The organism is Vibrio glycogenivorans (assembly GCF_051660965.1).
Classification (GTDB): Bacteria; Pseudomonadota; Gammaproteobacteria; order Enterobacterales; family Vibrionaceae; genus Vibrio.
In genome coordinates this window covers 53,056-74,500 of sequence record NZ_JBPVIS010000011.1, presented here as the reverse complement: position 1 = coordinate 74,500, position 21,445 = coordinate 53,056, and the positions used below count along the sequence as shown (strand labels likewise).

At 49.4% G+C, this 21,445-nt stretch carries 23 protein-coding genes; 14 read left to right on the top strand and 9 right to left on the bottom strand.

The genetic code is table 11. From position 1 onward, the window contains the following. Window positions 1-87 precede the first annotated feature (87 nt). On the top strand, window positions 88-477 hold the full coding sequence (locus ACSTTG_RS19235; RefSeq protein WP_438460432.1) for a RidA family protein: 390 nt from the start codon (window positions 88-90) through the stop codon (window positions 475-477). Between the two features lie 69 nt (window positions 478-546). Here ACSTTG_RS19235 and djlA read toward each other — a convergent pair whose 3' ends face one another. Then, window positions 547-1,410, bottom strand: coding sequence for a co-chaperone DjlA (gene djlA / locus ACSTTG_RS19230; protein WP_438475851.1), 864 nt, complete (start codon window positions 1,408-1,410; stop codon window positions 547-549). A gap of 145 nt (window positions 1,411-1,555) precedes the next feature. Between djlA and lptD the strand changes: the two genes are divergently transcribed. The 7 genes from lptD (at window position 1,556) to ACSTTG_RS19195 (ending at window position 8,807) form a co-directional block, all read left to right on the top strand. Further along, the gene (gene lptD / locus ACSTTG_RS19225; protein ID WP_438475850.1) at window positions 1,556-3,937 is read left to right on the top strand and encodes an LPS assembly protein LptD; all 2,382 of its coding nucleotides are present in this window, start codon (window positions 1,556-1,558) and stop codon (window positions 3,935-3,937) included. A gap of 46 nt (window positions 3,938-3,983) precedes the next feature. After that, window positions 3,984-5,279 carry a peptidylprolyl isomerase SurA gene (gene surA, locus ACSTTG_RS19220; protein ID WP_438475849.1) on the top strand — a complete coding sequence of 432 codons (1,296 nt, stop codon included), beginning with the start codon at window positions 3,984-3,986 and terminating at the stop codon, window positions 5,277-5,279. Further along, window positions 5,269-6,258, top strand: a complete 990-nt coding sequence (gene pdxA, locus ACSTTG_RS19215; protein ID WP_438475848.1) for a 4-hydroxythreonine-4-phosphate dehydrogenase PdxA — start codon at window positions 5,269-5,271, stop codon at window positions 6,256-6,258. The genes surA and pdxA overlap by 11 nt, the downstream gene beginning before the upstream one ends. After that, window positions 6,255-7,058 (top strand): 16S rRNA (adenine(1518)-N(6)/adenine(1519)-N(6))-dimethyltransferase RsmA, encoded by an 804-nt coding sequence (gene rsmA, locus ACSTTG_RS19210; RefSeq protein WP_438475847.1) that lies wholly within the window; start codon window positions 6,255-6,257, stop codon window positions 7,056-7,058. Before pdxA ends, rsmA begins: the two co-directional genes overlap by 4 nt. Before the next feature lie 98 nt (window positions 7,059-7,156). Further along, complete coding sequence (gene apaG, locus ACSTTG_RS19205; protein ID WP_438460438.1) at window positions 7,157-7,537, top strand: Co2+/Mg2+ efflux facilitator ApaG/CorD; 381 nt, start codon at window positions 7,157-7,159, stop codon at window positions 7,535-7,537. 8 nt (window positions 7,538-7,545) lie between these two features. Beyond that, the gene (locus tag ACSTTG_RS19200) at window positions 7,546-8,364 is read left to right on the top strand and encodes a symmetrical bis(5'-nucleosyl)-tetraphosphatase (RefSeq protein ID WP_438475846.1); all 819 of its coding nucleotides are present in this window, start codon (window positions 7,546-7,548) and stop codon (window positions 8,362-8,364) included. A gap of 140 nt (window positions 8,365-8,504) precedes the next feature. Continuing rightward, on the top strand, window positions 8,505-8,807 hold the full coding sequence (locus ACSTTG_RS19195; protein ID WP_438460440.1) for a hypothetical protein: 303 nt from the start codon (window positions 8,505-8,507) through the stop codon (window positions 8,805-8,807). A gap of 59 nt (window positions 8,808-8,866) precedes the next feature. On the opposite strand, the gene folA is transcribed toward ACSTTG_RS19195, so the two are convergent. The 6 genes from folA to rplU all read right to left on the bottom strand — a co-directional run bounded on the left by folA (window position 8,867) and on the right by rplU (window position 12,873). Beyond that, entirely contained in the window at window positions 8,867-9,349 is a 483-nt protein-coding gene (gene folA, locus ACSTTG_RS19190) for a type 3 dihydrofolate reductase (RefSeq protein ID WP_438460441.1), read from the bottom strand. 54 nt (window positions 9,350-9,403) lie between these two features. Beyond that, window positions 9,404-9,871, bottom strand: a complete 468-nt coding sequence (locus ACSTTG_RS19185; RefSeq protein ID WP_438475845.1) for a threonine/serine exporter family protein — start codon at window positions 9,869-9,871, stop codon at window positions 9,404-9,406. Then, window positions 9,868-10,638 carry a threonine/serine exporter family protein gene (locus tag ACSTTG_RS19180; RefSeq protein WP_438475844.1) on the bottom strand — a complete coding sequence of 257 codons (771 nt, stop codon included), beginning with the start codon at window positions 10,636-10,638 and terminating at the stop codon, window positions 9,868-9,870. Before ACSTTG_RS19180 ends, ACSTTG_RS19185 begins: the two co-directional genes overlap by 4 nt. Window positions 10,639-10,768: 130 nt before the next feature. Further along, a complete protein-coding gene (gene cgtA, locus ACSTTG_RS19175; protein ID WP_438460444.1) occupies window positions 10,769-11,941 on the bottom strand; it encodes an Obg family GTPase CgtA in 1,173 nt (390 codons plus the stop codon). Between the two features lie 343 nt (window positions 11,942-12,284). Beyond that, window positions 12,285-12,542, bottom strand: a complete 258-nt coding sequence (rpmA, locus tag ACSTTG_RS19170) for a 50S ribosomal protein L27 (protein WP_004409945.1) — start codon at window positions 12,540-12,542, stop codon at window positions 12,285-12,287. Between the two features lie 19 nt (window positions 12,543-12,561). Then, complete coding sequence (gene rplU, locus ACSTTG_RS19165) at window positions 12,562-12,873, bottom strand: 50S ribosomal protein L21 (RefSeq protein ID WP_438460445.1); 312 nt, start codon at window positions 12,871-12,873, stop codon at window positions 12,562-12,564. Between the two features lie 269 nt (window positions 12,874-13,142). On the opposite strand from rplU, the gene ispB reads away from it, so the two are divergent. Further along, window positions 13,143-14,114: an octaprenyl diphosphate synthase gene (gene ispB, locus ACSTTG_RS19160; RefSeq protein WP_438475843.1), complete on the top strand. Its 972-nt coding sequence runs from the start codon at window positions 13,143-13,145 to the stop codon at window positions 14,112-14,114. 81 nt (window positions 14,115-14,195) lie between these two features. On the opposite strand, the gene ACSTTG_RS19155 is transcribed toward ispB, so the two are convergent. Both ACSTTG_RS19155 and mdh read right to left on the bottom strand, forming a co-directional pair. Continuing rightward, on the bottom strand, window positions 14,196-14,387 hold the full coding sequence (locus ACSTTG_RS19155; protein ID WP_438460447.1) for a hypothetical protein: 192 nt from the start codon (window positions 14,385-14,387) through the stop codon (window positions 14,196-14,198). Window positions 14,388-14,504: 117 nt separating this feature from the next. Then, the gene (mdh, locus tag ACSTTG_RS19150; RefSeq protein ID WP_438460448.1) at window positions 14,505-15,440 is read right to left on the bottom strand and encodes a malate dehydrogenase; all 936 of its coding nucleotides are present in this window, start codon (window positions 15,438-15,440) and stop codon (window positions 14,505-14,507) included. A 303-nt stretch (window positions 15,441-15,743) separates the two neighbouring features. Here mdh and argR point away from each other — a divergent pair, with 303 nt between their 5' ends. From argR to ACSTTG_RS19125, 5 genes are all read left to right on the top strand, one after another. Next, a complete protein-coding gene (argR, locus tag ACSTTG_RS19145) occupies window positions 15,744-16,214 on the top strand; it encodes a transcriptional regulator ArgR (RefSeq protein WP_438460449.1) in 471 nt (156 codons plus the stop codon). A 369-nt stretch (window positions 16,215-16,583) separates the two neighbouring features. Beyond that, window positions 16,584-17,552, top strand: a complete 969-nt coding sequence (locus tag ACSTTG_RS19140; RefSeq protein WP_438460450.1) for a TAXI family TRAP transporter solute-binding subunit — start codon at window positions 16,584-16,586, stop codon at window positions 17,550-17,552. A gap of 256 nt (window positions 17,553-17,808) precedes the next feature. After that, a complete protein-coding gene (locus ACSTTG_RS19135) occupies window positions 17,809-20,388 on the top strand; it encodes a TRAP transporter permease (RefSeq protein WP_438475842.1) in 2,580 nt (859 codons plus the stop codon). Window positions 20,389-20,439: 51 nt separating this feature from the next. Continuing rightward, on the top strand, window positions 20,440-20,877 hold the full coding sequence (locus ACSTTG_RS19130) for a universal stress protein (protein ID WP_438460452.1): 438 nt from the start codon (window positions 20,440-20,442) through the stop codon (window positions 20,875-20,877). A 126-nt stretch (window positions 20,878-21,003) separates the two neighbouring features. Beyond that, window positions 21,004-21,369 (top strand): DUF2061 domain-containing protein, encoded by a 366-nt coding sequence (locus ACSTTG_RS19125; RefSeq protein ID WP_438460453.1) that lies wholly within the window; start codon window positions 21,004-21,006, stop codon window positions 21,367-21,369. The last annotated feature ends 76 nt before the right edge of the window (window positions 21,370-21,445 follow it).

Sequence of the window (21,445 nt, the reverse complement as noted above, 5' to 3'; positions counted from 1 at the left end):
TGAGGTTGCGTGGTATTTTGCTTTACGTCTGAGTTAATTGGCGGCACACTGACTTTTTAATCTGCAAACATAATTGGAAAAACACTGATGACTAAAGTTCTTCACACTGAGTCTGCACCAGCAGCGATCGGCCCATATGTTCAAGGCGTTGACCTAGGTAACATGGTTCTGACTTCAGGCCAAATCCCAGTAAACCCTGCCACAGGTGAAGTATCAGCAGATATCGCTGAGCAAGCACGTCAGTCGCTAGACAATGTGAAGGCCGTGGTAGAGTCTTCTGGTTTGAGCGTAACAGACATTGTTAAGATGACGGTATTTGTTAAAGACCTTAATGACTTCGGTACGGTTAACGAGGTTTACGGTAAGTTCTTTGATGAGCACAACGTGGCTAACTACCCAGCACGCTCGTGTGTAGAGGTTGCCCGTCTGCCGAAAGATGTTGGTATTGAGATTGAAGCGATTGCCGTGCGCAAGTAAGTTTCAAGCTAAAACAAAAAAAGGCGAGTCAGTGCATGACTCGCCTTTTTTTGTTTTTTGTGTCCCACGTTACTTAAAGCCTTTCTCTTTCTTGATTAAGTCATAGGCATTCTGGATCTCTTGCGCTTTTTCCTTCGCCACACTCATCATCTCTGGCGGCAAGCCTTTCGCCATCAATTTATCCGGATGATGCTCATTCATTAGTTTGCGATAGGCGCGCTTCACAGTACGTGCGTCGGCACTCTCTTCGATACCCAGCACCTTGAACGCATCACCCAACTGATCTCGGCTTGGGGCTTGCTGCCAATTACCCTGGTGTTGGTGCGATCCTTGTTGATGGCCACCAAATCCACCCTGCTGAAAGCGAAATGCAGCCTCTTGCATGCGCAGACGCTGTTCAAGCTGACCAGAAGAAAAGCCTAATCCTTGGGCAACGCGATGCAATACTTGACGCTGGCCTGGGTGAACTTCTCCATCAGCAAACGCTGCCGACACCTGAAGCTCGAGGAAAAACTGTTTAAGGTCAAAACGATTGTGTGCCGCGACCTGGACTCGCTCTAGCACGCTCTCGAGAGGAAAATTACTCTCTTTACCCTCGCGAAAGGCGTCTTGAGCTGCGCGGCGCTGTTCGCCATGCAGGCTCATGCGATCCATCATCGTCGAGGCAAGCTCAATCTCTGCTTTCTCTACCTGGCCCTTGGCCTTGGCTACGTGTCCCATAACCGAGAAAGCGGCACGAAAAAACTCTTCCTGCATCTGTTGGTCTTGCTTGGGGCCTGAAAAGCCACCAAAGCCACCAGTGCGATAGCCCATACTCGCTAGGCGGCGCGCTTTATCGAACTGATGGCCGATAAATAATCCGAACAGGAGGCCAAGCGGGCCCCCAAATAGCATGCCAAAAAAAGCACCTAACAATTTGCCAAAAATATGCATTGTGTGGTCTCAATCAGTGAATTTTGTTGTGTGTATGTGGTCTGATAGTGCTCGACAGTGGAAATTCCTTTATTATAAAGAGCGTTTTTATTAAATTCGGTCTCTTTGGCCGGAACGATCAAGCTAAACAGGATAGTAAAACTCGATGTCACGCTTTTCTCTCACCATTCTAGCATCGTCCATCAGTGCGGCTCTGTACGTGCCGACTGTGATTGCTGCAAGCGACTCAGTTCCGAGCGACTCTATTTCGAGCGACTCTATCCCGGGCGGTACCCGCCCTAGTTTGCAAGAACTTCCTACCAAAGATCAATGTCTAATCAACGATCAGGACATTGAAGCAACCAATCAACTGCCAATTAACGTGGAAGCTGATAGCCTTGAGGCGACCAATGGTGAGACCGCAGTCTATCAGGGAGACGTCATCGTCACCCAAGGAAATCGAACCATCACCGCAGACAGCGTCACCTTTAATCAGGAAGACGATATTGTCGTTGCCTCAGGAAATGTCACCTTCTCCGATGGTGAATTTCAGTCCACGTCAGACCAAGTCACGGCAGACTTGATCACCGATGAGGTGTCATTGGTCAATACTCGCTATCAAATGCTGTGTGAGCAAGGGCGTGGAGAGGCCGTATTTATCTCAAAAGATGGCCGAGGCACCTATAAGCTCAGTGATGGCACCATCACTTCCTGCCCGGAAGGTAATCACTCTTGGCGCATGCGCGCATCGACGATCGAAGTCGACCAAGAAGAGGAGCAAGCGACCCTATACGGCCCGCGCTTTGAGGTGCTTGACGTCCCTATTTTCTACGTCCCATATATGACCCTGCCGCTCAACGATGCGCGCAAGACAGGTCTTTTATATCCTACCTTCTCGTACGGCTCAAGTGACGGTGCGCAGGTCGATATTCCCGTGTATTGGAACCTGGCAGAGAATTACGACCTCACGACCACTTTTCGCTATCTAGAAAAACGTGGCCTGCAGCTCGATGGTGAGTTCCGCTATCTATCACCCTATGGATTAAGTACCCTCGATGGTGAGTACCTGGGAAACGATCAAAAATATGATGATCAAGAGCGCTGGGGCTTTCAATTCGAGCACGATGGTATTGTAAACGAACACTGGAAACTGCGCGCAGATTACTCACGCGTCAGTGACGTCGAGTACTTTCAAGAAGTAGACTCACGCATTGGTAACCGCGAAGATGGCCAACTAGTCCAGGAAGGCTCGGTCTCCTATCGCTCCGAGAGCTGGGATACCACATTGTCGGTGCGTGATTTTCAGGTCCTTGCCGATACCGATAATCAACCGTATCGATTACTGCCTCAAATCACAGCCAACTACTACGCGCCAAATATCTATGGCCCGCTCGACTTTGACCTGATCAGTCATGTGTCGGTTTTTGATACTGATGCGAGTGACAGACCAACGGCAACCCGTGTCCATATCGAGCCAGGCTTTACCCTGCCGATTGGCAACCCATGGGCAACTTGGACAACCGAGGCACGCCTACTGGCAACCCACTACGAGCAAGATTTCGACGCTAGCCTGTACACTGAGCTGGACGAGTCAGTGACACGCATCTTACCCGAGTTTCGCACACATACAGGGTTAGTTTTGGAGCGGGATACCTCGGTTTTCTTGGGCTATACTCAAACGCTCGAGCCTCAATTGCAATATGTGTATGTCCCAGACAAAGACCAGAGTAACATTTTCTGGTACGACACCACCCTACTGCAAACCGATTACTATGGCCTGTTTAGAAGCCGCCAGTACAGTGGGGTTGACAATATCGCCTCGGCGAACCAGCTCAGCTATGGTGCCTCCAGTCGCTTTTTTGACACCGAGTTCAAAGAACGCCTAGCGATTTCATTTGGTCAAATTTTCTATATTGATCGCAAGACTAACTCGACGCAGGAAGATGAGCGCTCAAATTACTCGGCCTGGGCAGTTGAGATCGATTTTAAATACGGCGATAACATCTTCTATCACGGGGGCATTCAATATGATATTGAGACCACCGCCGTGCAGCACAGCAACAGCACGCTTGAATACCGACGCGATGCAGGCTTTGTCCAAGCCAACTATCGCTTTGTCTCGAAAGACTACATCAATGAAACGGTGGGCGACAACATCCGTGACAGCGATGGCAACCTCAACATTGATGAGATCACCAAAGACGGTATCTCACAAGTCGGGCTGCTAACTGGCTATCAGATCAACCGTAACTGGAATACCCAACTGCACTACTTCTATGATCTCACCATCCAAGAAGAGCTAGAGTGGCTGGCAAACCTGACCTATACCGATGATTGCTGGTATATCGGCTTCACATATAGCAACCAGTTGCGCAGTTGGTCATCAACCGGAATGAACTTCTACGACAGTAACCCGGTCTATGAAAATAACTTGAGCTTAAACATCGGCATTATTGGTTTTGGTAAGCCACAAAAAATCAATGAATATGATATTTCAGGCTCGAAAAACTCTCTCGGCTATGGACGCCCATTTGTCTTAAACGATTAATTCGATGGTGTTGGACACCAGCATCACCCAAAGGAAACCAAACTCTATGTGGAAGAAAACTCTCCTAAGCGCAACCGCTGCACTGGCCATGACAACTGCTTGGGTTCAGGCTGAGCCTGTTGAAATGGATCGTGTCGCGGTCATCGTGAACGAAGGCGTGATATTGCAAAGCGACATCGAGAGTGCATTGATCACCCTGCGTGCGAGTAACGCAGACAACCCACAGTCTTTGCCTAGTGAAGAGATATTGCGTGAGCAAGTGATCGAGAAACTTGTTATCGACACCCTACAACAGCAAGAGGCTGAACGCCTAGGTGTGCGAATTGATGATAACCACCTTAACGAAGCCATTGCCGATATCGCTGCGAGTAATGGGCAAACCGTTGAGCAACTAATCCAGGCCGTTGCACTTGAAGGCCTGAGCTACTCGGCGTTTCGTGAACAGATCCGCAATGAAATCGCGGCGAGTGAAGCACGCAACGCGCTCGTTCGTCGCCGTATCAATATCCTACCAGCAGAGGTGGACAACCTAGCAGAGCTTCTGGCAGAGGAAACCAATGCAACGGTAGAATATAACATCAGCCATATTCAGCTGCGCTTTAGCGACGACCAAGACAAGGCTGAGCTTGAGGAGCAAGCTAATCAGCTGATTGCCGAGCTGGAAGCTGGGGCTGATTTCACCAACCTTGCCTACACCTACTCAAAAGGGCCAAAAGCGCTCGAGGGCGGTGACTGGGGCTGGATGCGCAAGGAAGAGATGCCAACCATCTTTGCCGATCAGATCAAGCTGCAAAACAAAGGCAGCATTATTGGTCCATTTCGCAGCGGCGTCGGCTTCCACATTCTAAAAATTGATGATGTGCGCGGTTTGGAAACGGTCGCGGTGACAGAGGTTAATGCGCGTCATATTCTGATCAAACCGACGGTGATCCTCAGCGACGACGGCGTTCTGCGTGAGCTCAATGCCATTACTGCCCAGATCCAAGCGGGTGAAGTTACCTTCGGTGATATGGCCCAGCAGTACAGCCAAGACCCGGGCTCAGCAGCGCAAGACGGTGAGCTCGGCTTCCAAACACCTGATCTCTATGTACCTGAGTTTAAACACCAGGTCGAAACGCTTCCGGTAGGACAAATCAGTGAGCCATTTAAGACCGTTCACGGCTGGCATATCGTTGAGGTTATGGAGCGCCGCGAGGTCGATCGCACTGACTCAGCCCTGAAAAACCGCGCCTACCGTATTCTGTTTAATCGTAAATTTAACGAAGAAGTCGGTGCCTGGGTTCAAGAATTGCGTGCCAGTGCGTTTGTCGAGATGATCGGGGAGAGCAGTGATGACAGCTAAGCGCATCGTTGTAACCGCAGGCGAGCCAGCCGGAATTGGCCCCGACCTGACACTCGCGTTAGCCAACCAAGCCTGGCCGCATGAACTGGTAGTGTGTGCTGATAAGCAGATGCTGGCAGAGCGTGCACAACAACTTGGGATTGAGGTTAAGCTGGTTGACTATCAAGCAGACAAACCCGCACAACCAACACCAGCAGGCATGCTCATCGTTGACCACATACCAATGCAAGCCCCCGCCGAGATAGGGCGACTCAACGCAGAAAATGGTCACTATGTTCTGGCGACGCTTGAGCGGGCCGCTAAGGGCTGCATGAGCGACGAGTTCTCTGCGGTGGTAACCGGGCCTGTGCACAAGGGCATTATCAATCGCGCCGGCGTAGCCTTTAGCGGCCACACCGAATTTTTTGCTGAAAAGTCTAACACTCCGTTGGTGGTCATGATGCTGGCTACCGAGGGGATGCGTGTTGCCTTGGTCACCACTCACATCCCACTCGCGTATGTATCAAAAGCGGTCACCTCTGAGCGACTCGAGCAGATTATCGATATTCTTAATCGGGATCTGGTAGAAAAATTTGCTATTCCGCAGCCAAAGATCTATGTTTGCGGGCTTAATCCTCACGCAGGGGAAGATGGCTGCCTTGGCAGTGAAGAAATTGAGACCATCACCCCGACGTTAGAGCGTCTGCGCGACGAAAAAGCGATGGATCTTATCGGCCCATTGCCTGCAGACACGATTTTTAATCAGAAGTACCTAGAGGATGCAGATGCTATTCTAGGTATGTACCATGATCAGGTATTGCCTGTACTAAAGTATAAGGGATTTGGACGTTCAGTGAACATTACACTCGGACTGCCCTTTATTAGAACATCGGTTGATCATGGCACCGCACTCGATCTTGCGGGAACCGGCCAAGCGGACACAGGGAGCTTCCGAACGGCCCTTGCGCATGCAATTGAATTAGTTGAGAAAAAACAATGAGAAATGATGTCCACTTGGGACACAAAGCGCGTAAACGTTTTGGTCAAAACTTTCTAAATGATCCATATATTATCGATGGTATTGTCTCATCGATTAACCCAAAGCCGGGCCAGAACCTGGTTGAGATCGGCCCAGGTCTAGGTGCGATCACTGAGCCAGTCGGTAAAGAAGTTGATAAATTTACGGTTATCGAGCTCGATAGAGACTTGGCAGAGCGCCTACGTAATCACCCGGAACTGGCCGACAAGCTGACTATTCATGAGGGCGATGCGATGCGCTTCGACTTCACCCAGTTGGTCAAGCCAAACAACAAGCTGCGTATTTTTGGTAACCTGCCATATAACATCTCAACGCCGTTGATGTTCCACCTATTTGAGTTCCATAAAGACATCCAAGACATGCACTTTATGCTGCAAAAAGAAGTGGTTAATCGCTTGGCTGCAGGCCCTGGCTCTAAAGCTTATGGTCGCCTTACCGTCATGGCACAGTACTACTGTAAAGTCGTGCCGGTTCTCGAGGTTCCACCAACTGCGTTTGTGCCGCCACCGAAGGTAGATTCTGCGGTAGTGCGCTTGATGCCATATGAAGAGATCCCGCATCCTGCTTCAGATATTAAGTGGCTTGATCGAGTATGTCGTGAAGGCTTTAACCAGCGTCGTAAAACGGTGCGTAACTGCTACAAATCGCTACTTAATGATGATGACTTAGCGCAGTTGGAGATCAACCCAAGCATGCGTCCTGAGAATCTAACCCTTGAGCAATTTGTTGCAATGGCTAATCTATTAGCAGAACGCCATTAATCTTTATCCAAAAGCAGGCTTCGGCCTGCTTTTTATTTGTCGTGTGTTAGCCCAAGAAATCTTGAACAAGCAAAAGCCACTTTAGATAAGGACTGAATATGAACGCATCTTCACCCTGCATCAAAGTTCAAGTACATAGTAAGTATATTGAAGCCCAATCCGAGCCAGATCTGGGTCGTTATGTGTTTGCCTACTTAATCACGATCAAAAACCTCAGTGGCCAACCAGTGCAGCTAATGGGTCGCCGCTGGCTTATTACTGATGCCAATGGAAAACAATTAACCGTTGAGGGAGACGGGGTAGTGGGTAAACAACCCATTATTGATGCGCATGATGAGTACACCTACTCAAGCGGGACGGCGATAGAAACCCCCGTTGGTGTGATGCAAGGACACTATACAATGCAGGATGCCAACCAAGAGCCCTTTATTGCTGAAGTGGACCCCTTCCGACTCGCGGTACCCAATATCCTCAACTAGGAGATGCGGTGAAGCCGAAATCAAACTATATCGTTGGTGACATCCAAGGCTGTCATGACGAACTGCTGTTGCTGCTTAAGCAAGTCAACTTTAACCATTCTACTGATAAACTCTGGATAGCTGGCGACCTGGTAGCCAGAGGCCCGAAGTCACTCGATACACTGCGCTTTGCCTATCAGCATCAAGACTCTGTTCAGGTGGTGCTGGGGAATCATGATCTACACCTACTTGCGGTCTCTCGTGGAATAAAGAAGATCAAAGAGCGCGATCGCACTGGCCCTATTTTCCAGGCGCCAGACCAAGAGCAATTGCTTGAATGGTTACGCCATCAGCCGCTGCTGGCTGAGCACCCCGAGTTCGTTGTCTCTCACGCGGGTATTTCTCCTCACTGGGATCTTGCCACAGCTCGTAAAGAGGCACAGCTGGTAGAGAAGGTATTACGCAGCGAACGCTTCTCTTGGTTGCTGGAAAACATGTATCAGAATCTACCAGACGACTGGGACCCTGCTCGCGCTGGCTTGAGTCGCTACATCTACGCCATTAATGCATTTACCCGCATGCGCTATGTCACACCTCAAGGTCAACTTGATATGGCATGTAAGTTACCGCCCGCAGAGGTGACCGGTGAAGAATTGATGCCATGGTTTGATTTTCCTGATAAAAAACATATTGATAAGGTGATTATCTTTGGCCACTGGGCAGCTCTGCAGGGCTATCAAAGCCCAAAAGTGATCGGTCTCGATACGGGCTGCGTATGGGGTGGTTGGCTAACGATGCTCGAGTGGGAATCGAAGACGTTTCATACGCAAAGTGCGATCTTAGACTGAAATAGCCGGTCTTTGCCCTGTAAAGAATGAAAACAGTTGCGCATTTTTTGATCTAGATCGGGTTTCATATCAACTTCATAATCTTTGCTTCCCCCTCATCTACACTTTTAATGAGGCCGCGCCGCTGGAGGAGATAAAGGATGATTACCAAGCACAGAGATTACTTGATACCCAACACCAAGAGTTTTCACGCCCACGTTGAGATCAACCCTGTTGGGGAGGTGGACATCGACATTATCGAAAGCCGCAAGCACTATCACTCAAGTCTGGAAAAGCTGAAGTTCGAACCTAAAGGGGAGAAAGTCAAAGTGGTTGGTTGCGATGAAAGTGGCGGACGTAAAGTGTGGCAACTCACACTCGCCTCAACAGATGCACTTGACCTCAATCATGTGATTGAGGAAGCCAACGACGAATATGAAATATTAATGAGAGACCTGATCTAGCTCATTAGAGATTGTATTACCGAGGGCGTCCAACCTTTGTCGGACGCCACTCGTCTCTTCTAGTTACGCTCTAACACAACAAACTGCATACCATATTTATTCGCTTCGTCAGCTTGATATGACTCCACCTTTGTTTGCTTAAACGACTCATCCCATTGAGGAAAACGAGTATCACCATCTATTTGGGCATCGATAAAGGTGAGATACAGGCGCTGAGTAAGTGGTAGGCAAGCGGCATAAATACTGCCGCCACCAATAATCATCAGTTCTTTGACATCCCCTGCTGCATCGATCGCTTGCTCAATTGATTGAACCACCTCAACACCATCAATTTTTAAGCTGGTATCACGGCTGATGACGATATTTTTGCGACCAGGCAAAGGACGACCGATCGACTCATAGGTTTTGCGCCCCATCACAATGGGCTTGCCCATCGTACAGCGTTTAAACCACGCAAAGTCGGCTGGTAGGTGCCAAGGCATTTGATTATCTTTGCCAATGATACGATCGTCTGCCATCGCGGCAATCATACTAATGATCATGTCTGTTCCTAGTCATATTGGTCACTGACCTGATGCGCTTCGGCTTAGGTCACATTATACAATGGGTTTGCGGCGATAGAATATCAGCCCAGGAAGCGCTAAGCCAACCGCAAGTGCAGTAATGATAAAGATTGCTGCGAGGAAGTTTTCCACTAGCATCGCCATTAATGGCTCTGAATAGCCTATGTACTGGATCTCGATCAACGCAATCATGGCCTTAAAGGCATAGACACCCGGTACCATAGGGATCATCGCAGCAACGGTAAACACCTTCGGGTGAGCTAAAAAGCGCTGCGACCAATAGATACCAATCACGCTGACAGTGGTTGCGGCAGCAAACGTCGCCCACTCAATCGGCACACCATACTCCAGCAACAAAAATCTCAGTCCGTGACCTATCGCCCCACCAAGGGCACAATAGAAAAGCGCTCGCTGCGGGACATTAAACAGCATGGCAAAGCCAATGGCAGGAATCGATGCCAGCAACATGTCTTCTAACAGCGCGAATATCAGTGTCATCATGAGCCCATCCACCCCCAAATACCTGTCAGCCCCATTGAAGCGACAATCCCGACACTGGTGGCGAGAGTGAGTAAGCTTGCCATCATAAATCGAGCCAAGCCCATGTTGATATGACCTTTGAGCATATCAGCAACGGCATTGATCAAGGGTAAGCCAGGGACCAGCATCAAGACCGATGAAGCCATAACTAAGGTTGGCTGATCGCCAATCGCAAATACCACCGCTTGGGCCGATATCGTCGAGGTAACAAATGCGGTAGCCGCGAAATTGACCAGAGGGTTAAAGTGACGATGACCAAGCTCCTGACGCACCACCATGCCAAGACTGGAGGCGATAAAAGTCATTAGAAAGACCCACATATCTCCCCCGGCAAGGCGGCTAAAGCTGGCGCAAGAGACACCGATCATCAAAACGATCAGCCAACGGTTATAGCGCTCGGGACTGATCCTATCAATTCGCTCTTGCGCTAACTGGTGATCAAGCAGCCCCTTCTCCATCATGATACAGATACGCTGGATCTGAGTGATCACCCGCATATTGATCCCGCGATCAGCACAACCTCGTGTTGTGGTTACACAGTGATTATTCATGACCGTGGTGACCACCAGCGCATCGGCTGACAGAGCAACCTCAACTTCCGTTACCCCAGCAGCGTGCCCTATGCGACGCATAACAGTACTGACTAAGGTGCTCTCGGCACCATGGGCTAATAACATCTGCCCAGCCTGAGCGATCAAGCGAGATATATCCCGCTGCTCGTTATCCATAACTTACTCCAAATCCATTACCACGGGGCTGTTATACTCGATTTTCCAGTCACCGCCATGATTTGGGTACAAAAAAACCGCAATTAAGCGGTTTTTTAGTTTTCAGCAATAAGCTTGATTGAGGTGAGGGTTATTCGCGAACCCAGATAACGTGGCCGTCATCTTCATCGTCATCCCACTCGTCCCAGTCATCGTCATCTTCAGACACGACGTTTTTACCCGCCATAGCATCTTTGTGGTAGTCATCCCACATGAAGTTAACTTTTTCTTCTTCACTGATCTCTTCTTCCTCACGCGGAAGTGCTTCCATAAAGTCAGCGAGTTTATAGCACAACTCTTTGGTGCCCATCTTGTTGATGGCAGAGATCTTAAAGTACTGCTCTTCCCAACCGAGTGCATCGAGGATCTCTTGGATCTTCTCGTTGGCTTCTTCCTCTGGCATTAGATCCGTTTTGTTGAATACTAGCCAGCGCGGTTTACCCGCCAATTTCTCGCTGTATTGCTCAAGCTCATCGATAATGGTCAGTGCATTTTGCACCGGATCCGATTGATCGATAGGCATGATATCAATCATGTGCAGAAGAACGCGACAACGCTCTAGGTGCTTGAGGAAGCGAATACCCAGCCCCGCGCCATCAGCCGCACCCTCGATAAGACCTGGGATATCAGCAACAACAAAGCTCTTCTCAGGTACGACACTCACCACACCCAAGCTTGGGATCAGAGTGGTAAATGGGTAGTCTGCCACTTTCGGCTTCGCCGCCGACACCGCACGGATAAAGGTTGATTTACCCGCATTTGGCAAACCAAGCATACCCACATCAGCCAAAAGCAATAGCTCTAGACGTAGCTCGCGGATTTCGCCTTTAGTACCCAGTGTCTTTTGACGTGGCGCACGGTTAACGGAAGACTTAAATCGGGTGTTACCCAAGCCATGCCAGCCGCCTTTTGCTACCATCACTTTCTTGCCGTGCTCGGCAACTTCACCAACGATTTCGTTAGTGTGGATGTCCACCGCACGCGTGCCCACAGGCACACGCATTACCTTATCTTTGCCGCGCTTACCGGTACAGTTACCGCCGCGACCATTTTCACCGCGCTCTGCTTCATAGAAGCGCTGGAAACGATAATCAATTAGGGTATTTAGGTTCTCGTCCGCTTGGATGTAAATATCACCACCGTCACCGCCGTCGCCACCATCTGGGCCACCTTTCGTAACGAATTTCTCACGCCAGAAACTCACTATACCGTTACCGCCGTCACCGGCTTGAACTTTTACTACCGCTTCATCAACGAATTTCATCTCTTACTCCGCCCAATTGCTACATGTGTGTAGCTGCGTTGCAAATATCATCTCTGTGGCACGTCGTTGCCAAAGAATGATATAAATTCTAGCAGATCCCAATATCAGATCGATCACCTAAGATCTCAGATCGTTCTGCCACCTGTGCCAGACTCTCGAGCTCACCGACAAAACCAACGGTTAGGGGTATGCTCACTGGCTTGGTATTAGGAACCAATAATGAGGGACTCTTTGCAGAGTGCCTTAGTATTAATTCGCTTTGCATAAATAAAAAACCCCACCGAATCGGCAGGGCTTTTGAATTCAGCTTGAAAGCTTTTAACTAATTAAATCAAAGATTTAATTACTCAGCTTCGATGCTAACGAATTTACGGTTTTTAGGACCTTTCACTTCGAACTTCACTTTACCTTCAGTAAGAGCGAATAGAGTGTGGTCTTTACCGATACCTACGTTAGTACCAGCGTGGAACTTAGTACCACGTTGACGAACAATGATGTTACCTGCAAGAACAGATTCACCACCGAAACGCTTTACACCAAGACGTTTGCTTTCTGAATCGCGGCCGTTACGAGTAGAACCACCAGCTTTTTTGTGTGCCATTGTTAAACTCTCCTAAAACTTAAGCGTTGATGCCAGTGATTTTCACTTCAGTGAACCACTGACGGTGACCAGCTTGCTTGCGAGAATGCTTACGACGACGGAACTTAACGATTTTAACTTTATCGCCACGACCGTGTTGTACAACTTCTGCTACAACTTTGCCACCCTCTACAAGAGGTGCACCAACTGTGATGTCTTCACCGTTAGCAACAAGAAGAACTTTATCAAATTCAACAGTTGCACCAGTTTCAACGTCTAATTTCTCTAAACGAAGAGTTTGACCTTCGCTTACACGGTGTTGTTTACCACCAGATTGGAAAACAGCGTACATATTTTACTCCGCTTTTTCCGCACAGCCTGTTGCCGTTTATTTGGGCAAGTGGGTGTGCGCTAAACTAATCATCAATAGGGCGCAGATTCTACAGAAAGGACGCACCTATGACAAGCCATATTTGAAAAAAATTGGCGAAAAGCTAATCGCCCATCAAAAGTGCCGCGATCATGCCTTTTAGTCATATATTAATCAACGATTTTTAGTGTATTATTCAGCGATAACTCTAATGACAAGCCTTGCAGGTTCTCAATTTAGCCGGAATTACAATGGATTTTAAAGCCATCCAAGCCCTTACCGCCGATGACATGGCAAAAGTGAACGAAACCATCCAAGCTCAGCTCGATTCCGATGTCTCGCTCATTAACCAACTCGGTTTCTACATCGTAAGTGGGGGTGGAAAACGTATACGTCCGCTGCTTGCGGTACTGTCTGCGCGTGCCCTAGGGTATCAAGGAGAGAAACACACCCTCGCTGCCGCTTTTGTTGAATTTATTCACACTGCGACACTTCTGCACGACGATGTGGTCGATGAATCAGACCTACGTCGTGGTAAAGCCACCGCCAACGCCGCGTTTGGTAATGCCGCCAGTGTGTTAGTCGGTGACTACATCTACACTCGCTCTTTTCAGATGATGACAGAGCTAGGATCAATGAAGATCCTCAAGCTAATGAGCGATGCGGTCAACGTGATCGCTGAGGGTGAAGTGCAGCAGTTAATGAACTGTAACGATCCTAACACCACCGAAGATAACTATATGCAGGTTATCTACTCAAAAACCGCGCGTCTGTTTGAGGCGGCAACCCAGATCGGTGCGATCCTCAACCAGGCCTCCCCCGAGGTTGAGCTTGCGCTGCAAAACTATGGCCGCTATCTGGGCACCGCTTTTCAGCTTATTGATGATGTCATGGACTACACCTCAGATGGTGAGTCTATGGGTAAAAACGTCGGTGATGACTTGGCCGAGGGTAAGCCTACCCTGCCGTTACTTTATGCGATGCAACACGGTAGTGATGCTCAAAGGGTGATGATCCGTGAAGCCATCGAGTCCTCTAACGGCATGCAGTGTCTCAATGAGATCCTGCAAGCGATGGAAGAGACTGGCGCGCTCGATTTCACTCGCCAGAAAGCGCTGGACGAGGCTGATAAGGCGATCGCTGAGCTATGTGTGATCCCTGACTCGGAATATAAGCAGGCACTGATACACATCGCCCACCTTGCTGTGCACCGCAACGCCTGACCTAGATAGAACAAGAGAGCCAAATGGCTCTCTTGCTAGTCTATTTCAGCACGTATTGTTGGCAGTGTTGGATGGGGTAAATCAATAGTACTTATCGCATCCTGAGTGCAGCTGAGGGTTCTCTGACAACTCTTGGCAATGCACAGCGAACTGCTCTTGGCTCTCTTGGGTCTCAATCAGCACCATTTCTGTCTCTTTGTCCTTGGCCAGAACCTTGGCAATCCCCTGCTGGGACTCGACTATCATTCCACTATGCACATGTTTGCTTTCCATCTTGACGCCTCCGCCTAACTTAACCCTGATCTCTTTACGATCTTAGTCCCACATAGATCAAAGCGACAGGATCAAAAAGCCGACCTTATCAGCCGGCTTTGCGTGCTCATTGAGGGATCATTTAATAAAATCAACACCGACTTGAATATCGCTATTCAGCGTTTCTAGCATGCCATCAAGCGCTGATGCCTCGTAATCGCTCAATTGGCCATAACTCAATACCTCTTCAACCCCCTCTTTACCCAGCTTGACTGGCTGAGCGAAGTAAGGTGCGTGCTCTCCTTCACCTTCGACATAGGCACACTCTACCACGCCCTCTTCACCTTGGATGGCTCGAACCAAAGCCAAACCAAAGCGACATGCAGCTTGGCCCATCGACAAGGTCGCGGAGCCACCGCCCGCTTTGGCCTCAACCACTTCCGTGCCTGCATTTTGAATGCGCTTAGTTAAGGCTTGCACCTCTTCATCAGTAAACTCGACCCCTTCGACTTGGGAAAGTAGTGGCAAGATAGTCACGCCAGAGTGGCCACCAATGACCGGTACACGGATCTCACCTGGATCTTTGCTTTTAAGATCCGCAACGAAGGTCTCAGAGCGGATCACATCTAGGGTTGTCACGCCAAACAACTTACGCTTGTCATACACACCCGCTTTTTTCAGCACCTCGGCCGCAATGGGAACGGTGGTATTAACCGGATTAGTGATGATCCCAACGCAGGCTTTAGGACACACCTGAGCAATCTTTTCAGCCAGTGACTTAACGATCCCGGCATTCACATTGAATAGATCAGCGCGATCCATGCCAGGTTTGCGAGCCACACCGGCTGAGATCAACACCACTTCAGCGCCTTCAAGGGCTGGAGTGGGATCCTCACCAGCATAACCTTTGATGGAGATAGGAGTAGGTATATGACTCAGATCAGCAGCGACACCGGGGGTAACAGGAGCAATATCGTATAACGCCAGGTCTGAGCCTGCTGGTAGACGATTCTTTAGTAATAGAGCTAAGGCTTGACCGATGCCACCTGCGGCACCAATAACGGCTACTTTCATGGTAGTTTCTCCTTGAGAATCACTCTTTTAATTTAAGGTTTGTAGGGTATTCTTTTTGATCCAAGCTAGTGTAAATACAAAATAGTTACAAACTTCTAACCTGCCATTTGCGACCTCGCGCAACACCATATCCGCACTAACTTGCCGAAAACTTTGCTGTATTCCTCGACTACTTTTCAACCATATTGCCGTGTAAGCGCGAGCTTTGCAGTGACCCCATAGACAGAATTTGTTAAACGAATTGTTATTATCTGAATATCTATGCGAAAATATGCATGTAATGACATTTAGAAAGATATGACGATGCGAAATTCTGACAAACAAGACAATTTAGTGCGTGCTTTTAAAGCCCTGTTAAAGGAAGAACGGTTTGGCTCTCAGGGTGATATTGTTGATGCCCTAAAACACGAAGGCTTTGAGAATATCAACCAATCAAAAGTGTCGCGCATGCTGACCAAATTCGGCGCGGTTCGTACCCGCAATGCCAAGATGGAAATGGTCTATTGCCTACCTGCCGAACTGGGCGTGCCTACCGTATCGAGTTCACTGCGTGAATTAGTTCTGGATATCGACCGCAACACCGCTTTGGTGGTCATTCATACCGGCCCAGGAGCGGCGCAATTGATCGCTCGCCTACTCGACTCACTGGGTAAATCAGAGGGTATTCTTGGCGTGGTTGCCGGTGATGACACCATTTTTATTACGCCAACCATCACAGTTTCAACCGAGCAGCTCTATAGTTCGGTGTGTGAACTGTTTGAGTACACTGGCTAATCCATCCTGCTACTAGTACTGCGGGATTAAACCCACCTATTCCGCAGTTGCCTTCCCCTTCCTTCAGCTCAGGTGTTTTTGTGTGATAAACCTCTCAAGTCACACAATCGCCGCGCCAGTTTAGCACTCAAGATTAAGCCATTGAATTAAAACAATATTAAATCATGATTAAACTCTTTTCTGCACAACGATAGGGGTGAACTTTTCGTTGCCATTCTTTACAGCCATGTAACTTCATGTCGCTTTTTGTTACTGTTAAGTTCACTTTTTCATCACTCTGATGTGAAAAGATGCCGTTCCCAAACCGGGAACTACCAGAATTACTACACTTAATTTGGGACTAATCGTGAATTAAAGGAAGGAAAATTCATGGCATTTACAAAGCTGATTAAAGTAGGGGCAATCGCTGCCGCCGTCATGGGAGCTGGAGCGGTCAATGCACAGGAGTTCATCACCATTGGCACAGGCTCAGTGACGGGTGTTTACTACCCTACGGGTGGTGCAATTTGTAAACTGGTCAACAATGGACGTAAAGAGCACAACATTCGCTGTTCGGTTGAGTCCACTGGCGGCTCAATTTACAACGTCAACACGATTCGCGCCGGTGAGTTGGACTTTGGCGTCGTACAGTCTGACTGGCAATATCATGGCTACAATGGCACCAGTAAGTTCGCTGACCAAGGCGAGTACAAAAATCTGCGTGCGATGTTCTCTCTGCACACTGAACCTTTCAACATCATTGCTCGCTCTGACTCAGGGATCGAAAACGTCGCAGACCTAAAAGGCAAGCGCGTTAATATCGGTAACCCAGGCTCAGGTGACCGCGCGACGATGGGTGTGGTCATGGACGCAATGGGCTGGACCAACGATAGCTTCAAGCTTGCTTCTGAGCTCAAGGGCTCCGAGCGCTCTCAAGCCTTGTGTGACAACAAGATTGATGCCTTTATCTATATGGTCGGCCACCCAAATGGCTCGATCAAAGAAGCAACAACCTCATGTGATGCGAAGCTTGTCTCTGCCACCGGCACTGAGATAGATAAAATCGTTGCCGAAAACCCATATTACGCATATAGCACTGTGCCGGCTGGTATGTACCGAGGTAATGACGCAGACGTCAACAGCTTTGGTGTCGCCGCGACCATGGTCACCACCACGGATGTTCCAGATGTCGTTGCGTACAACGTCGCTAAAGCGGTGTTCGAGAACTTTGACACCTTCAAGCGCCTTCACCCTGCTTTTGCCAACCTGAAGAAAGAGGACATGGTACAAGCGGGTCTGTCGATCCCACTTCATCCAGGTGCGGAGCAGTACTACCGAGAGGTCGGTCTAATTAAATAGGCCATCAGACCTCTAAAGGCGAGCGTAGCTCGCCTTTGTTGTTTTCCTATCTGACTAAAACCTAGTATCTAGCGTGCAAATAGGGATTCACTATTTCCTTATAAAAAGGCGCCAACGCCTTTGATCCATTTGGGATCACACGTTTAGTCACATGTTCGAAGCAAAACGGGGTGCCATTCACTACACTGGAAGTAAGCACCCATGGGCCGTAACTCAAATATTCATTCCAAACGCGAACAATAACAAGGAAGAGTAAATGACGACGAATAATTCTCCGTCTCAAGATGTGCAAGAGATGGTCGCGCAAGCCGATACCGGCGCTCGAAACCCGCGCGGCATAGCGGGACGCATTCTGTGGGTAGTTCCGCTTTGTTGGTCGCTATTCCAACTCTGGTATGCCTCACCGCTACCATTTATCTTCAATTTTGCGGTGCTCAATGACACCCAAGCAAGATCCATCCACCTCACGTTTGCGATTTTTCTCGCGTTTACCGCGTACCCTGCGCTCAAACGCTCGCCACGCGATCATATCCCACTGCTTGACTGGATTTTGGCACTCGCCGGCAGTTTTTCAGCCGCATACATCTACATTTTTTATACCGAATTAGCCGGGCGCTCAGGCGCGCCAACCACCCCAGATATTGTCTTTGCCGTCATTGGTATGGTGCTGCTGCTTGAGGCGACTCGCCGCGCTCTCGGCCCGCCACTGATGGTGGTTGCCGCGGTCTTTCTTCTTTACACCTTTGGCGGGCCACATATGCCCGATGTCATTGCCCACAAAGGGGCAAGTCTCAACAAGGCGATGTCTCATCTATGGCTCACCACCGAAGGGGTATTTGGTGTTGCACTGGGCGTCTCAACCTCGTTTGTGTTCCTGTTTGTCCTGTTTGGTGCCATGCTCGAGCGTGCTGGCGCGGGTGCTTACTTTATTAAGGTTGCCTTCTCACTGCTTGGTCACATGAAAGGCGGCCCAGCGAAAGCGGCCGTCGTCGCCTCAGGTTTATCAGGGCTGGTGTCAGGCTCCTCCATCGCCAACGTTGTGACCACTGGTACCTTTACCATTCCTCTAATGAAGCGCGTCGGCTTCCCTGGCACCAAAGCGGGTGCTGTTGAGGTAGCGGCATCGACCAATGGTCAGCTAACGCCACCTATCATGGGAGCTGCGGCATTTTTGATGGTCGAGTATGTCGGTATCTCGTACGTTGAGGTAATCAAAGCGGCACTACTGCCAGCGCTTATCTCGTATATTGCACTGATCTACATCGTTCACCTTGAGGCGTGTAAAGCGGGCATGACCGGATTACCCCGTCGTCACAACCCCACGCTACTGCAAAGCCTGCTCTCCTTCTCTGCAACGATACTGGGTCTTTGTGTTATCAGCGCGGCAGTCTACTACGGCGTTGGCTGGACTAAGGATGTGTTTGGCGCAGCAGCAACCCCGATTGTTACCGTTGCCCTGTTTATCGCCTATCTCGCCCTGCTTAAGGTATCCGCCAACCATATTGAGGATGGCAATATTGAGATTGATGCCGAGCTCACTGAGGTCCCCGATCCCGGCCCAACCATCAAGTCTGGCCTGCACTTCTTGCTGCCTATTGTCGTACTGGTATGGTGCTTAACCGTAGAGCGCTTCTCACCGGGCCTATCTGCGTTTTGGGCAACGGTATTTATGATCTTTATCCTCCTAACGCAAAGACCATTGATAGCATTAATGGCGCAAACCGGTGGTGTTGTCGAGCAAGCCAAGGCCGGCGCTATTGACCTAGTTGAGAGCCTCGTCAATGGGGCACGCAATATGATAGGTATCGGTGTGGCCACTGCGGCCGCGGGCACCGTTGTTGGCGTGGTCACGCTGACGGGTATTGGTCTGGTAATGACCGATTTTGTCGAGTACATCTCTGGCGGTAGCATCATTCTCGTGCTGATCTTCACTGCGATCATCAGCTTGATCTTGGGCATGGGTCTGCCAACCACGGCCAACTATATCGTGGTTTCTACGCTGATGGCGCCAGTGATCGTCACGCTTGGCGCAGCACATGGCTTGATCATCCCACTCATCGCGGTGCACTTGTTCGTCTTCTACTTCGGTATTCTTGCCGACGATACGCCGCCAGTAGGCTTGGCCGCCTTTGCCGCTGCAGCGATTGCCAAGTCGGATCCTATCCGCACCGGTATCCAAGGCTTCACCTACGATATACGTACTGCGATCTTGCCGTTTATGTTTGTGTTCAATACCCAGCTGCTCATGATGGGCATCGATTCATGGTGGCATTTGCTGCTGACCATCATCTCATCAGTGATCGCAATGCTGCTGTTCTCTGCCGCTACCCAAGGCTGGTGGTTCACACGCAATAAATGGTGGGAAACCATCTTGCTGCTCGCGCTGACATTCAGCTTCTTCCGGCCAGGTTTTTGGTGGGACATGATCTACCCTGCGCAAGACATTCGCCCCGGCTCGGAGCTCAGCCAAGTGGTTGAGTCCTTACCAATTGGCCAAGCGGTGCGTTTAGAGGTGGCAGGAGAAACGCTCGACGGTCGCTTTGTCGAAAGGACAGTCAAGCTGCCGTTTGATGATAAAGCCGTTGGCGCAGAGGATCGCATCTCCTCTATGGGGCTGATGCTCATCGAAGATGAAGGCAAGTTGATTGTTGATATGGTGGAGTTTGGCAGCCCAGCAGAGGCTGCGGGTATTGATTTTGATTGGGAGATCAAATCGATTGTACAAAAAGCTCAGCGTCCTATGAAGGAGTGGGTATTTGTACCCACGTTCTTGCTCGTCATGCTGCTTGGTTGGAATCAATTGCGCCGGGCGCGACGTCAACAGACCCTCGCCTGATTATACGGGCTCAACAAAACCAGTGAGCCCTCAGTGAAAAAGAGAGAGATCATGTTCAAGCAAATTCTTGTACCTGTAGACCTCAATGATCAGGGCTTTAGTGACAAAGCCCTTCACTTGGCAATTTGGCACGCCAAGCAGTCTGGCGCACAAATTCACCTACTGAATGTTTTACCTGGCATCCACACCTCGATGGTCGCGAGCTATTTCCCTAAAGATGCCGCGGCGAAGATGAAGGCCGATGTACGCAAGCAACTGAAGCAGTTTGCTGACCAGCATGTGCCTGACGAGTTGGTGTACAAGACCCATGTCGCCGAGGGAAAAACCTACCGGACCATTTTGGACTATGCCGAGCGATTGGGAGCCGATTTAATCGTCCTGCCGAGTCACAAGCGCTCAAAGCTCGACAATACCGTTCTTGGCTCTGTGGCAAGTAAGGTGGTTCAGAACTCAAACATTAACGTTCTAGTGGTCAAACCGTTCGGCTAATCAAAGCCCCGGTGTCTCCATGGTGATGACAAAAGCCTATCGAAGCGATAGGTTTTTTTTACTTTACTAAATGAGAACGATTATCAATAATAATTGCAGGTCAGAAAGAAAAGTAAAGGTATCATCATGAAAAAGACCATCAGCTTTGCCACAATCCACTTTTTTATCGCCTTCAGCGTTGGCTACATACTTACTGGTGACATCATCTTAGGCAGCTTGATCGCCATGATTGAGCCCATGGTCAACACGGTGGCTTTCTACTTTCATGAACGAGTGTGGAGTACGTTGCACGCATTACGCCGCCTAGCTCAATCCGCCAAAATCAAAACCGTCAGCTTCGCCGTGGTTCATTTCAGCGTCGCCTTTAGCGTCGCTTACCTATTAACCGGCGATATCTTGATAGGCAGCATCATCGCCACGATTGAACCCGCCTGTAACACGATCGCCTACTACTTCCACGAACGCATCTGGTTACGTCATCAGGCGGCTTAAAAACAGGCGCGAGGTTCGAGGTTCGGGGACGGGCTTTGCCCTACGAGGTGCGAGGAATTAATCATACGTGAATTGT